At 61.3% G+C, this 13,463-nt stretch carries 13 protein-coding genes; 11 read left to right on the plus strand and 2 right to left on the minus strand.

Features of this window, described 5'->3' with window-relative positions:
- Positions 1–95: 95 nt before the first annotated feature.
- Positions 96–1,046 (plus strand): SDR family NAD(P)-dependent oxidoreductase, encoded by a 951-nt coding sequence (locus A5658_RS17410; RefSeq protein ID WP_067338476.1) that lies wholly within the window; start codon positions 96–98, stop codon positions 1,044–1,046.
- Positions 1,047–1,155: 109 nt separating this feature from the next.
- Entirely contained in the window at positions 1,156–2,787 is a 1,632-nt protein-coding gene (locus tag A5658_RS17415) for an NAD(P)/FAD-dependent oxidoreductase (RefSeq protein ID WP_197503146.1), read from the plus strand.
- Between the two features lie 121 nt (positions 2,788–2,908).
- Here A5658_RS17415 and A5658_RS17420 read toward each other — a convergent pair whose 3' ends face one another.
- Positions 2,909–3,526 (minus strand): TetR/AcrR family transcriptional regulator, encoded by a 618-nt coding sequence (locus A5658_RS17420; RefSeq protein ID WP_067337747.1) that lies wholly within the window; start codon positions 3,524–3,526, stop codon positions 2,909–2,911.
- Positions 3,527–3,781: 255 nt separating this feature from the next.
- On the opposite strand from A5658_RS17420, the gene A5658_RS17425 reads away from it, so the two are divergent.
- Positions 3,782–4,903, plus strand: a complete 1,122-nt coding sequence (locus A5658_RS17425; protein WP_067337750.1) for a spirocyclase AveC family protein — start codon at positions 3,782–3,784, stop codon at positions 4,901–4,903.
- Between the two features lie 71 nt (positions 4,904–4,974).
- On the opposite strand, the gene A5658_RS17430 is transcribed toward A5658_RS17425, so the two are convergent.
- Positions 4,975–6,255 (minus strand): cytochrome P450, encoded by a 1,281-nt coding sequence (locus A5658_RS17430; protein WP_067337753.1) that lies wholly within the window; start codon positions 6,253–6,255, stop codon positions 4,975–4,977.
- A 425-nt stretch (positions 6,256–6,680) separates the two neighbouring features.
- Here A5658_RS17430 and A5658_RS17435 point away from each other — a divergent pair, with 425 nt between their 5' ends.
- The 8 genes from A5658_RS17435 to A5658_RS17465 all read left to right on the plus strand — a co-directional run bounded on the left by A5658_RS17435 (position 6,681) and on the right by A5658_RS17465 (position 13,387).
- A complete protein-coding gene (locus tag A5658_RS17435) occupies positions 6,681–7,310 on the plus strand; it encodes a TetR family transcriptional regulator (RefSeq protein WP_067337756.1) in 630 nt (209 codons plus the stop codon).
- 708 nt (positions 7,311–8,018) lie between these two features.
- Positions 8,019–9,551 (plus strand): nitric oxide reductase activation protein NorD, encoded by a 1,533-nt coding sequence (locus A5658_RS17440; protein ID WP_067337760.1) that lies wholly within the window; start codon positions 8,019–8,021, stop codon positions 9,549–9,551.
- A 19-nt stretch (positions 9,552–9,570) separates the two neighbouring features.
- Positions 9,571–10,383, plus strand: a complete 813-nt coding sequence (locus A5658_RS17445; RefSeq protein WP_067337763.1) for a CbbQ/NirQ/NorQ/GpvN family protein — start codon at positions 9,571–9,573, stop codon at positions 10,381–10,383.
- Between the two features lie 5 nt (positions 10,384–10,388).
- Complete coding sequence (locus A5658_RS29125) at positions 10,389–10,520, plus strand: hypothetical protein (protein WP_255360824.1); 132 nt, start codon at positions 10,389–10,391, stop codon at positions 10,518–10,520.
- The gene (locus tag A5658_RS17450; RefSeq protein WP_067337766.1) at positions 10,517–11,257 is read left to right on the plus strand and encodes a hypothetical protein; all 741 of its coding nucleotides are present in this window, start codon (positions 10,517–10,519) and stop codon (positions 11,255–11,257) included. The genes A5658_RS29125 and A5658_RS17450 overlap by 4 nt, the downstream gene beginning before the upstream one ends.
- 23 nt (positions 11,258–11,280) lie before the next feature.
- Positions 11,281–11,712 (plus strand): hypothetical protein, encoded by a 432-nt coding sequence (locus A5658_RS17455; protein ID WP_067337770.1) that lies wholly within the window; start codon positions 11,281–11,283, stop codon positions 11,710–11,712.
- A 100-nt stretch (positions 11,713–11,812) separates the two neighbouring features.
- Positions 11,813–12,880, plus strand: coding sequence for a dihydrodipicolinate reductase (locus tag A5658_RS17460; protein WP_067337774.1), 1,068 nt, complete (start codon positions 11,813–11,815; stop codon positions 12,878–12,880).
- An 84-nt stretch (positions 12,881–12,964) separates the two neighbouring features.
- The gene (locus A5658_RS17465; RefSeq protein WP_067337778.1) at positions 12,965–13,387 is read left to right on the plus strand and encodes a hypothetical protein; all 423 of its coding nucleotides are present in this window, start codon (positions 12,965–12,967) and stop codon (positions 13,385–13,387) included.
- Positions 13,388–13,463: the final 76 nt, after the last annotated feature.

Genomic DNA, 13,463 nt, shown 5'->3' on the forward strand with positions numbered 1-13,463 from the left:
GAGCCGAGTGGACGGCTCCCAGTCAACACCCACGCATCAGCGCGCCACCTACGGCTGTGGTCGCCTTTCAGCCGGTTCTTTCGAAAGGAAACGCGATGATTGATTTCAAGGATCAAGTGGCGGTGGTGACTGGGGCCGGCCGTGGACTAGGTCGGCTATACGCTCTGGACCTGGCGAAGCGCGGAGCTTCGGTCGTAGTAAATGACCTCGGTGGCTCCATGCACGGTGAGGGAGCTGACAGCACGGTTGCCGATGAGGTGGTTGCCGAGATCACCGCCGGCGGTGGTATTGCAGTCGCGTCCCACGAGTCGGTGGACAGTCCCGAGGGCGGCGAGGCGATCGTGCAGACCGCCGTCGAGCGCTTCGGACGCCTCGACGCCGTCATCAGCAACGCGGGCATTTTCAACAGCATCCACTTCGACGAGATGACCCCGGCCACCTGGCGCCAGATGTTGGCCGTTCATCTCGACGGCGGCTTCTATTTGAGTCAACCGGCATTCAAGGTGATGAAGAAGCAGAAATACGGCAGGTTTGTGTTCATTTCCTCCTCTGGAGGCATGTTCGGGCAACACCTCGAGGCGCACTACGCGGCCGCAAAAGCAGGACTGGTCGGACTGAGCAACGTCATCGCTCTTGAGGGCGCCGACCACGGCATTCTCTCCAATACAGTTCTGCCCTTTGGTTTTTCGCGCATGGTTACCGAGACGGTGGATCCAGAGACATTGAAGAATCTGGGCTTGCTGGAGCTCATCGGCCCGGAAAAGGTCGTGCCTATCGTCACCTATTTGGCCAGCCGCGCTTGCGAATCCAGCCATCAGAACTACTCGGCATGTGCCGGCCGATATGCGCGCGTATTCGTTGGTCTAGGCGATGGTTGGCTACCCGACGCTAAGCAGGTGATTTCCGCGGATGACGTAGCCGACAACTTCGACCGCGTGGCGGCCACCGAGCCGTACGCCGTGCCCGGCAACATCTACGAAGAGCTGCTAGCGGTGGTAGGCCGTCTAGGCGGTGCTGGCGCGGGTTTCGATGCACCCGCAACATAGTTCGGTACAGGGCTGGCTCGCCGAGTTCGAGTCGGCGCTCCAGGATTGCGATGCATCCCGTCTCGCTGCACTATTCGTTGAGGACTCGTATCTGCGCGACAGTGGCGCGTTGACTTTCGACTATCGCCAATTTCACGGACGAGACGCGTTGATCGACCGTTTGCGCAAGTCCGCTGACACCGTCCATCCGACGAACGTGCGTTTAGGCGTTGACTGGCCCTCACCTGAAGTCCGCGACGATCCGCCAGTGGTGACTATCTTCTTTACCTTCGAAGTGCGGGCAGGCGAAGCAGTCGGGTTGCTGTACGGCGTCCCCGACCCTTCGTCCCGGTTTGGTTTCCTCGGGCGGTCGCTATACACGCGGCTCGAAAAGGTAAGGGGCACACCGCACACTGAAGTGCATCCCCGCGGCCGCGGCTTCGTCGCAGCCAGAGCGGGCGAGAATTGGCTAGAGGCACGAGAGCGACAGCGGGCGTTCAAAGACACGGACCCGCAGGTGCTTATTGTGGGTGCGGGTCAAGCCGGGACCATGACGGGTGCCTACCTCAAAAAACTAGGCGTGTCGTATCTGATCGTGGACTCCAACGCTAATGCCGGAGATAACTGGCGCAAACGTTACCGTTCGCTGACCCTTCACAACCCGATCGAAATGAATGGGTTCCCCCTGCTGCAGTACCCCGAACACTACCCGCAGTACCTATCTCGGGATCTCGTCGCAGACTGGCTGAAAATCTACAGCAGCTACTTCGACCTGGACATCTGGTTTTCGACCCGGTTTACAGGAGCCGACTACGACGACCGTGCCGGAAAGTGGGTGGCTACGGTCATCACCTCCGCCGATCACCACCGCGAGTTGCGCCCACAGCACATCGTTCTTGCCTCCGGCGGTATCGGTGGCAAGCCGAATATTCCGGATCTACCGGGCCTCGCCACTTTCACGGGACAAACTATGCATTCGTCGGCCTTCACCGACGCTTCGGCGTGGGTCGGCAAGAAAGCCATCGTCGTGGGCATGGGTTCGAGCGGACACGACATCGCACTCGACCTGACATCAAATGGCTGCAAGGTCACCATGATTCAACGCGGACCCATCATGGTCCAAAATGTCGACACGGCAAACCAAGCCTATGCCAGCTACTTCGACGGAACACCGGCTGAACAAGTCGACCTCCACTACGGGGTCGGACTAATCCAGCCGCTTCGCCTAGCTGCGTCGAAGGATTACCACGCTCGAGCGAAGGTGATGGACGCCGATCTGTTAGCCGGCCTCCGCGCGGCAGGTGTGCGCTTGCACGACGGGTATCAGGGAGCAGGGTGGCTTGATCTCTACTTGCGCACCGGAGGTGGTTACTACTTGAACGTCGGTGCCTCAGAGGCGATCATCGACGGCAGGATCTCCGTCGTGCAAGCCGATCGAATCGCCTCCTTCGTGCCGCGCGGGCTTCGTCTAGATGACGAAAGCGTCCTGGGGGCCGATCTCGTGGTGCTAGCGACCGGGTATCAGAACCGGCAGGCCGAGGTCGAGGACTGGTTCGGCGTCGACGTCGCCCGCCGAACCGGGCCGATCGCTCGCCTCGACAGCGAGGGAGAGTGGGCCAACATGTGGGGGCAAACGGCACAGCCGGGGCTGTGGTTCAACGGGGGTGGTCTCAATCAAGTTCGGCCCGGCTCAAAGGTTTTGACCAACCTGATCAAGGCTGACCTTGACGGTCTCATCCCATCCGCTCTGCGGCGAACCTAGGAGCGCTGCTCGGAAGAAGGTCAAGTCGCAGCGATGGTCGAAGCCGGCCAGCTCACGGACAGGGCGGGATGTGCGGGAATTGTTCTTTAGCAACGTTTTCGCCGTTTCGGCTGGGGGTGTTTTAGTGCGGCACGCTGGTGCTAGTGGCCCCGATGCTGTGGAGGGAGCTGACGACGTATTTCGCGAGCAGGTTGTCGCGGCCGGGTGTGGGGTCGCGCAGTGTCGTGAGTAAGGCGTAGAGGCCGAGCAGGAAGAAGACGGCGGAATGAAACGAGTCCACGTCGGGGCGGGTTTCTCCGCGGTTGCGGGCGCGCAGAATTTCTGCCGCGAGGAGCACGATGGTGGGGTGGTCGGTCCATTCATCGCCCTCGGGGCGGGCTGATGAGAAGTACAGGCCCAGTACGTCGCGGAATAGCAGTGGCCCCCAACGGTCTTCGAGGTCGATGACGAGGCGGACGATTTCGTTCAGGACCGCCGGCAGGTCGCGTTCGTTTGTGAGGAAGTGGGCTAGTTCGTCGGCGACGCGGCTTTCCTCACGGCGGATCAGCTCGAGCAGGACGTGTTCGCGGGTGGGGAAATGGAAGTTGAATGTCGAGCGCGCTACCCCGGCGGCGGTGACTACGGCCTGAAGATCGGCGGCGGCTGTGCCTACGCGGGCGAATTCCTCGATGGCTGCGTCGAGTATCCGTTCCCGTGTTTGCTGACGCTGCGCAATGCGCTGGTTTGGTGCACCCCTCATCGCAGACATTCTGGCTCATAGGTGGATTTTACTGAAGACTTTTTCCCAATTGGCAGTTGCGAAACGATCCACCGCGTCGGTCTTCTGCCTCATCAGTAGCCGGAAAGCCCATCTGCTTAAGTCATTTTGGGCCTGGCGAGATGACATAACCACTTTGTCTAACGGTCGTTTCGTTGACAAGCTTCAGCGAAACAGTTACACATGGTGCGTCGCGTTGCGGCGTGAGTGTCATCCGATCCGTGAAGGGCTAGGGCCATGACCGACCAGCAGACGAGACCGGAATCGGCCACCAGCAACCGGACGCGCCGACTCTCCGCGGTCTCGCTGCTGTGGTGGGTGGCCGGCATCGCGGTGCTCGTGTTTGTCGGTGTGCATGCCAAGTTGGGTGCCGATGAGGCCCGTATCGCCAACCCGCAGCCCTCAGAGCAGGCACGTCGCGCGGTCGAGAATCTGCCGAATTGGGCGCCGATGTGCAACACGTGGACGTTGGTGATGATGCTGATCGGCGGCGCCGCGGTCGCCTACGGGTGGCGCAAACACCCGCGACACCCCTATTTGTTGTTGGTGTTGGCGGGGACGGCGCTGCCGTGGCTGGATCCGCAAGCCGACTGGGTGTCGTATTCGGTGTTCAGCCCGGATTTGTGGCACTTCCCGGTGGATTGGCCGTGGGTGTCGGTATCCCCGCTGATCGAACCGTTCGTCTGCATCGCCTACGCGTCGGTGCTCATCGTGCCCGCGTTTGTGGCGATGCCGCTGCTACGTAAGCTGCAGGCCGGTCGGCCGGTCGACAGCTTCATGTGGCGTCATCCGTTGATCACGTTGAGCGCGATCACTCTCGTGATCGGCTTCGCCTTGGACGCGGCGGTCGAGATCTTCTGCGTCAGCAAGCGTGTCTACGCCTACTCCCAGGTGCCCGAGTTCGGATCCATTTTCACCGGCCACTACAACCAGTTCCCGTTGCTGTGGGAAAGCGGTCTGGCCACCTCGATGATGATCGCGGCCTCAGTGATGGTTTACCGCGACGACACCGGGCGCACCCAAGCCGAGAAGCTCGCTCAGCGGCTGCGACTACTTCCCAGCCGCCCGGCGCTGGCGTCATTCCTGGTGATGTTCGCAGCGCTGAGCCTGTCCTATTTCGCGGTGTATGGCGGTGGATTCTTGACCATCCGGGCCGGCAAGCTGGCGACGGTGGTGGCCTGCCCCTGGCCGTTCCCGCAGACGAAAGTCTATGACCCGCAAGGCTTCTATGAGAAGTCCGGCCACCCCGGGCCGTTCTTTGACGGCAAATGGAACACCTGGCTGTCGGGGCAACCCGACGGCCGCCCAACCCTCAGCGGCCCCGTTCCGGCCGGGCGCTGCGGCCCCGGCCACGACTGACGATCGCATCCCGCATACGGCGCTGAATCGCGTTGTGCCCGAAGGAGAATGCGCGCACGCTGACGAAAGTGTCAGCGGGCGGGAGGTTGGAAGTTGATCCTTAGACTAGTCAAGCCTCGAAGGATGAAGGTTGGCTCGTAGGTGTATCGACGGTTGTCGCGCGGACCGTGGACGTCGGCGTCGATGCTGATGTCGCCGAGCCGGTCAAGGAGCCGCTCGATCGAGACCCGTCCTTCGACTCTGGCCAGGGGCGCACCTGGGCATGAATGAACCCCGCGGCTGAAGGCGAGGTGTTCCCGGACGTTTGTGCGGTCCAGGTCGAATTCGTGTGGGTTGTCGAATCTGCGCGGATCGCGATTTACCGCGCCCGGACTGAGCATGACGGTCGAGCCTGCCGGTGCGTCGACGTCACCGACAGTGGTGGACTTGCTCACCATCCGGAAGACGGTTTTGACGGGGCTTTCCATCCGCAAGCATTCTTCGATGAACGCGGGAATTCGGCTGCGGTCCTTACGTAAACGACTCTGCAGGTCGGGGTCATCGCCGAGGAACCGCATGGCAGCGCTCAGCAATTTCGCCGTCGTTTCCTGCCCGGCGGCGAACAAAAACGTCGCGGTGCGCACCACGTCGACGACTTCAGGAACCGAACCGTCTGGGTACGTTGCGGTCGCGATTGACGTCAGGACATCGTCGCGTGGCGAGCGGCGCCGGTCGACGATGTACTCGCTGAATTTTTCGTCGGCCCACTCCAGCGGGTTGCTGACGATGGTCTCGTGGTCGAGCGCGCCGATACGTGAACCGGGTCGTTCAGCACCGAAGGCTTCACGGAACTCTTCATGATCTGTCTCCGGCACCCCGAGCAAATCGGCGACCACCAGCAACGAGAACGGTTTGGCGTAAGCACTGAGAAATTCGCAGCTGCCGTTGGCGATGAATTCATCAATGTGGCGATCGGCGAGCCGCCACATGAAATCTTCGTTCTCCTTGAGCCGCTTCGGTGTTAGCAGGCGGCCAAGGATGGATCGCGCATCGGTGTGCTGCGGCGGATCCATCGTCACCATGTGCTCGAACATCGGGATTTCGGTGCGGTGCGCGTGTATCTGCGCGGTGATGTCATCACCTTCGGGTGTGAAGGGAAGCGGCGTGAACGGGCCCATGACCGAGTTGCATGCTGAAAACGACGCGGTGTCGCGGTACACGGCGTTGGCTTCTTCCCATCCAGTGACCGCGATGACGCCGTGGTGGGGTTCGCGCAGGACTGGGCACTTGTTGCGTAGGTGATCGAAATACGGGTGTGGGTCGGAGACCAGCGCAGGGTCGGTGAAGTAATCGACGTCGTCGAAGTTCGTCATGGGCATACCTTCTGAGTCGGTGTGGCGCGGTGGGGTAGGCGTCGAGCTTGTTCTGCAACGTGGTTCGCGCTCTCGTGCAGTGGGCTCGCGAGTTGATCGCCAGCGCGTCCCAGCGCACGCTGCTTAGGGGTGCGCTGGGTTCATCGAGCTGTGTCAGCAGCCCAGTATTGAGCAGACGCTGACTTATGTCAACGAGTATGTGCCGCACCGGTGCTGCTGTCTTGGCGTGAAGCGTGCGCTGCGACGCACGGGTTCGCTGTCTAGGCGCAGGTGTTCAACGGGGCCGAACAACGCAGCCGTCGTTGCGAAATGGGACCGGCCGTGGAGAATTCATTCGGTGGGTGCGCGCGATATCGTCGTGCTATTCATTGAGTTGCCGCCGACCCTCCGTTGTGGGTTGTGCGTCGAGACCGAAGGGCAGGGCGATGGCCGTCGCTGGTGATGCTATCCCGCGCGCGACTAAGCGGCTGCAAACGAGGGAGCGGCTGCTGGGCGCTGCGATCGCTGAGTTCAAACGTTCAGGGATGGCGGGCGCGGACGTTGGCGCGGTGGTGGCCGCCGCGGGTGTTGCACACGGAACATTCTTCTTCCATTTTCCCACCAAAGAACATGTGCTCTTGGAGCTCGAACGCCGGGAAGAGGAACGGATCGCCAAGCAGTTCCGCACGTTTCTCAAGGCCGATCACGATCTCGGCGAAGTGCTCGACGAGGCCGTCAAACTGATACTCGGACTTGAGCGACGACTCGGCGCGCTTCTGTTCAAAGATTTTCTCGCGCTTCACTTTTCCCAGACGCGTCCACCGCTCGAAGGCGGCGACGACCACCCGGTGATCGTGCTGGTGGCCGACCAGATCGCCCTCGCACGCGACAGAGGGGACGTCGATTCCGATGTCAACCCGATGAACAGCGCCGTCTTCTTTCTGCTCGGGCTCTACGCGCTCCTTGTGACCACACTCGAATGGCCCACTCGTCGCGCGCTGGTGGACGATTTCGTCGCGAAATCACTACGAAGCATGACCACGTCAGAGTCGGTCGATCGGGGCCGCAGGCGGTGAACCTTCGAAGGCCGGGCTAACACCCCCCGGTGCGGCTACCGTCAATCCGAACGCTGACAGCCCTCAGCGGTGTGTCGTCATAACGGGGCCTTCCCTGCACTGACCAACGCTCACCCTGGACCAAAGTCAATGCTCGTCGGCCTCCCCGGCCACCTCGACCGCCGTTGAGAACGGGCTCGTTTCGGTACGGCAAATCCGGCTATCGGTGCCGCCCTGCCAGGGCACACGGGGTTAGGCGCGGTACCCTGCCCTAAGGCAAAGTGATTGACTAAAGTCAGCATTTAGATTACAAAGAAACGGTGCTGTCACCGCATGAGGGCTCTGCGCGAACTCTGGCCCCGCATCGGCCACCGCAGCAGCTCTCGAGGTGGACGGCTAACCAGAGCGAGTCCTCCGCACTAGCCGGCGCCGACGCGACTCGTCCGCGCGGCGGGAGTATGCCGCGCGGTTCGAGCGAGTTCCCGGCAACTCCGCTATGGCGGGCAGCCCGCCGCAGACTGGTGTCTGCCGGACGCAAAGGTCCTCGCCTATCGCGCAATCGACAAGAAGGGGAAATCAGGCATGCTGGCTTGGATTTGGGAAATCGGTCGCTACATCGCGGCGTGGGGCGGAGTCGTGCTCATCATCTGGTTCTGGTACTGGCTCTTCGCCAACATCGGCACCTTCTGATTGGTAGATCCGAGCCAGCGCGGGTGGGAGCCGCCGCAGATGGTTGAGCCAACCGATGGGCAGGCTCTAGCTTTCGAGCGCAGCTGCTCGTTGACCGCTATTGCACTGAGTGATCGCCGGCGCGACGGAGTACGGCTAATCACCGGCAGCGATCGTGGGTTCAGCTTGAGTTCCGCGCTGGACTTCGTCTACGTGCCCTACCCCCAATCCCGTGGTGACTGGACGCGAACCACCGTGACTTGCGGTGTTGCCCTGCAATGTTCGCCGACCAAAGAGCGCGCGCTGGGCTACCGTCTGGACACTCTGTCGGCCCGCGAGCTCTCCGCGCTGAGTGTCATCGAGGGCCGTGCGGCATTGGGCTGGGTCGGCGCGACTTGGCCGGGCCTCATGGCCGAGTTGCAACGCGTCCTAACGGGGTGGGCGCCGTTGCCCGCTGAGCTCAGTGGCGATGAAATTCTTGAACGCGCGATTGCACTGTCGCGGACCAGAGAACCGTTGCAACATCATCCACTCATCGGAACTTTGCCCAGACGTCACACCACACCACAGCATGTCGCCGACAGGCTGCGCCGTTCGCTGGGCAGAATGCCGTGGACGACGAACCAAAAGCGCAAACCTGGCGCCCACACAGTGCCAGCCGGCGGTGATGGCGGCGTGCGTAACCCGAACCTCCCCCCACCGAGTCGCCCGCATGAAAATGACTTGGACGTCACTCCAGAGCACCGCCCAGGTATTCCCTACCCAGAGTGGAATGCCTGGAACGCGGCTTTTCTACCGAATCATGTTGCCGTGATCGAACATTCACGCTCAGCAAAATCTGATACCCGGCTCGTCCCGTCGACCGATCTGCGCAAGTGGTTTCAGCAACACACACATCGCGTCATGACGAACCGCCTTGAAGACGGATCAGATCTCGACGTCGAGCAGTACGTCAACCACTACATCGACATGGTCACCGGTGAGGCAGTAGAACCGAAACTGTTCCGGGAGTTACTGCCCAACAACCGCGATGTCACCACTGCATTGCTACTCGACGGCAGTTCCTCACTTGGCGTTCACGGCGGCAGGATCTTCAAACTGGAACTGGCATGCGCGGATTCGCTGTCGCGCGCGATGACCGCGGCTCATGAGCGCCACGGCATCTTCGTCTTCACCGGAAACACCCGTCACCGGGTGGAGGTCACGTGCCTGAAGGATTTCGCGGATCGACATTGCGTCGCGCCGGGACGTTCGGGCCTGACCACCGGGGGTTACACCCGACTGGGTGCGCCACTGCGTCATCTGACGAGCCGCCTGCTGGCCCAACCCTCGGAACGACGTCTGCTGATCGTCATCGGGGACGGCCTCATCTCCGACGAAGGATATGAGGGCCGCTACGCCTGGGCGGACACTGCGCACGCCGTTGAAGAGGCGAAGGAGGCCGGGGTATCGATGTATTACATCGGCATTGGTCCGACGCGCGTTGATCCTCTGCCAGAAGTTTTCGGTCCCCGCCGTTCTCAACGGATCCGCCGCGTCGAGGAGTTGCCGCGGGTCTTGGCCCATGTTCACCGCGAACTCGTCTGCGTTTGACCGAGGAACAGAGATGACAATGAGCACCGAGACGTATTTCGCCAGCGGCAACGAGGTACAGCTTTTCGAGCAGGCCTTTCGGCAGCACCTACCGGTCATGCTGACCGGGCCGACCGGTTGCGGTAAAACCCGGCTGGTCGAACACATGGGATCACTTCTGGGCCTACCGGTCGTCACTATCAGCTGCCATGACGATCTGACCAGTTCGGACCTAGTCGGCCGGTTCATGGTCACCGGAGGTGATGTGGTGTGGACAGACGGACCCCTGACCCGGGCGGTGAAGCGAGGCGCCATCTGTTATCTCGATGAAGTCGTGGAAGCGCGTCATGATTCGCTTGCGATCTTGCATTCACTGACCGATCACCGTCGAGCCCTCTACCTCGATCGCGCCGGCGAAAGCGTCATCGCCCCGAAGACTTTCATGCTGGTGTGTTCCTACAACCCCGCGTATCGAAGCTCGCTCAAAGAGCTCAAACCATCGTTTCGTCAGCGATTCGTGACACTGCCCATGCGCTATCTACCGGCCGACCGCGAAGCGGAGGTCATCATCGCAGAGACTGGTGTCAGCAATGTCAGCGCGAGACGACTTGTCCACTGCGCCAACGCAATCAGAACGGCCGACTCGGCCTTTCACTTCGAACCACCCTCTACTCGGGTACTGGTGACGGCCGCACAGCTGATTGTGGCAGGTGCAACCGAACTCGAGGCCGCGGAGGCCTGCGTGCTGGCGCCGCTATCGACCGACGGCGCCATCTCCGATGGTTTGCGCGAAGTGGCCATCGCCAGCCTCGGCGCCACGAGCACCACACCCGCCCTGCAGAGAAAGGAATGATCCCCGTGGTCGATCAACGAGAACGCCAGCGCAAGAAGGCGCTCATCATCTTCCAACTCGTCATTTACGGCTACCTGGCCCTGATGTTTGGGATCCAGCTTTACATGTCATTCGCCCGCGGGTGGTGGGACCTGTGAATCTTCCGCTGAGCGAACGACTTTCAAGGTCGAAAGCGACGGCGGCAACCCCGTCTGATTCACGCCAATCACAGAGCCTCGAGGAGCACGACGACGAATCGCGGCGAGCGCAACGGCGCGCCGACAAGTGGATGATCATCGGCGCCGGTCTGATGGGGTGTTGGGCGCCCGGCATTTTCGGCTTTCCCATTTTCATGCGCGGCATCTGGCTACAGCGCCAAGCGGCCCGCGCGGGACTGTCGATGCGGCCCATGATCGTCACCCTGATCGGCTATCTGGTGATGATCGACGGGATGCTCAACACGCTGGGCTGGGGTTTGGACTGGATCGCCAACCACACGCTGATCAACCGGGTGCTGACCGCAGGCTGGGGTTACCTTTTCGACGGCGGATATTACTGGCATTACAACGAGTTGTGGTTGGGTGGTGCCGCCGGGCCGGGTGAGAAGTCGATGGTGTTCGGCTTCATCTTGACCGTGTTTGCGATGCGCGTGTCGGCCGCCATCGGCTTCCTGCAAATGAAACGGTGGGGCCATCAATGGATGATCATCACCTGCTGGATGGGCGTGGTCATTTGGGTCACCTACGTGTTCAACATGACCCTCTACGCCGATGTGCGCTACGCCGGCACCATCTTTCCCGTGGTGGGGTGGTGGGCGTTCGACATCTTCTACATCACGCCGTTCTTGGCGATTCCATACCTGCACACCGTCAACCGTGAAATTTTCTCGGACTAACCAGGTCTCAAGGAGTACCGCAGATGACTAGTTCAACGTCCACCGAGTCCGACGATGCCACCGAGGATCTGCCACCAGGAACGACACCGTATTACGCGCGGATGCACAAGTGGATCAAGCGTGGCGTACTGGTGTGCCTGATTGCCCTGGTCATCGAGGGCGCGTTCACGCTGCCGTTCATGGCCGTCTACTACGGGTATCCGACATTGAGCCTCACCGAGATCTGCAGTGAACTGCTCAAGGTCCGATACTCCGATGACACGCTCGAATGCAAGGTTCCCTACCCGGTGCTTGGACCCCCCGAGGGAGCCGCAGCCAAGCACACGGCACAAGACGTGTGGGGTATCCAACCAGTGCCGAAATACAAGCGCATCGGGTTCCGCGAACTCGTTCGCATCCATCAGGAACGCGAAGCGCGCAAAGCTGCTCACCCACAAAGTGTTCCGGCGCCATGAGCGGCGAGCATCGCAGCGTTGGGCGCCGGTATACCGGACGAAAGAACCCACCCGGCGCGCGGTCCGGGCCGGTGAACACATCCACCTGAGCGCCGTATAGATGACCCTGCGAATCGTGCAGTGGACGACGGGCAACGTCGGCACGAAGTCGGTCCACGCCATCGCCCGCAATCCCCAACTCGAACTGGTCGGCTGCTATGCGTGGTCGAAGGACAAAGTCGGCCAAGACGTCGGGACGTTGTGCGGGATTGAACCGTTGGGAGTTCACGCGACCAACGACATCGAGGCGCTGCTGAAACTCAAGCCCGACTGTGTGGTCTACAACCCGATGTTCGCCGACGTCGACGATCTGGTCCGCATCCTGTCCGCGGGCATCAACGTCGTGACGACGTCGGAATTCATCACCGGCGACGGACTCGACCGCGACCGTGACCGCATCATCGACGCCTGCGAAGACGGTAGTGCGACCATTTTCGGCAGCGGCATCAATCCTGGCTTCATCCAACTCCTCGCAGTCGTGTGCGCCGGACTATCCGACAAGGTCGACCGAATTTCGATTCTCGAGGTCTTCGACACCACCATCTACAACTCGCCGGCAACCGAAATGCCCATGGGCTTCGGCTATCCGATCAATGATCCCAAGTTGCAGGCGGTCACTGCGCACGGCTCGAGGATCTTTCGGGAAGCGGTTCTGCTCGTTGCCGACGCCCTCGGCGTCATCCTGGATGATATTCGCTGTGAAGCCGAGTACGCCGAGACCACCGCCGACCTCGAGTTACCGGGCAATTGGACGATAGCGGCGGGATGCGTCGCGGGTATCGACGTCCGCTGGAAAGGAATTCTCGACGAGCAAGACGTCATCGAGATCCGAGGGATCTGGACCAAGGGACAGACGCTGAAACCGTTATGGGAGCTGCCCGACTTCGGCTACACCGTTACGGTGCAAGGGCGCCCCACCATTAAATCCACGCTGACCTTTGAGCCGCCGAAGGATTTTCAGGCTCAAACGCTCGACGACCTCATCATGCTTGGGCTCACGATCACAGCGATGCCGGCGATCACTGCGATACCGGCAGTCGTCCGCGCCGCGCCGGGAATCGCGACCTACAACAACCTTCCACTGCTGCAACCACGTGGAGTGCTGCTGACAGAACCATTGGACGACTAGCGCCGACAGCATCCTCTTCCGGATGAGTGACTCTTCAGCTCACCTGATCTCCGCTCGATTTAGCCACACAGAAACGGAGCACCGATGACCCAGCACGACCTGCCTCATCTGCATCATGTGGTGTTTGCGGTGGCGGCGGACCGCCAAGCCGCGATGATGCACATGTTCGCCGAACTTGGCTTCGAGCTTCAGACAGCAGAACTCGCCGACCTCGGCGTCACTGTAGCGCTGGACTGGAAGAGGGGTATCGAACTCATCAGCGCCATCCCTGGCTCAACGGCCACTGTCGCCAGCTCGGTTAACAAATTCCTCGATCAGCACGGAGATGGCGTTTACACGGTTGTCGTCAAGGTCGCCGACGCCGCCGCAGCCGAAACCATCACCGACAGCTATGGGTCGATCCCACGCTTCCGGCAGGGCTTTGCCGGCGAAGGCACCTATCTCGACGAGATCGATCTCAGTGTGTTGGGCATCCGCCTGACCCTGCTGGCCACAAACGTACCTTGACCGGCCCAACACACCTTGTGAGCGGCAGCCAGCTCGTGTCAACCGCGACGCCTTCATGTGCTGACAGTCACCGTGG

Origin of the sequence: Mycobacterium sp. 1245111.1, from assembly GCF_001673405.1 — a bacterium.
GTDB lineage: Bacteria > Actinomycetota > Actinomycetes > Mycobacteriales > Mycobacteriaceae > Mycobacterium.

Bases quoted from the DNA above. Each gene is read 5' to 3' on its own strand.
- A5658_RS17440 (WP_067337760.1), top strand. From the start codon at position 8,019: ATGGTTGAGCCAACCGATGGGCAGGCTCTAGCTTTCGAGCGCAGCTGC.
- A5658_RS17460 (WP_067337774.1), top strand. From the start codon at position 11,813: ATGACCCTGCGAATCGTGCAGTGGACGACGGGCAACGTCGGCACGAAG.
- A5658_RS17410 (WP_067338476.1), top strand. From the start codon at position 96: ATGATTGATTTCAAGGATCAAGTGGCGGTGGTGACTGGGGCCGGCCGT.
- A5658_RS17435 (WP_067337756.1), top strand. From the start codon at position 6,681: ATGGCCGTCGCTGGTGATGCTATCCCGCGCGCGACTAAGCGGCTGCAA.
- A5658_RS17445 (WP_067337763.1), top strand. From the start codon at position 9,571: ATGAGCACCGAGACGTATTTCGCCAGCGGCAACGAGGTACAGCTTTTC.
- A5658_RS17425 (WP_067337750.1), top strand. From the start codon at position 3,782: ATGACCGACCAGCAGACGAGACCGGAATCGGCCACCAGCAACCGGACG.
- A5658_RS17430 (WP_067337753.1), bottom strand. From the start codon at position 6,255: ATGACGAACTTCGACGACGTCGATTACTTCACCGACCCTGCGCTGGTC.
- A5658_RS17420 (WP_067337747.1), bottom strand. From the start codon at position 3,526: ATGAGGGGTGCACCAAACCAGCGCATTGCGCAGCGTCAGCAAACACGG.
- A5658_RS17455 (WP_067337770.1), top strand. From the start codon at position 11,281: ATGACTAGTTCAACGTCCACCGAGTCCGACGATGCCACCGAGGATCTG.
- A5658_RS17465 (WP_067337778.1), top strand. From the start codon at position 12,965: ATGACCCAGCACGACCTGCCTCATCTGCATCATGTGGTGTTTGCGGTG.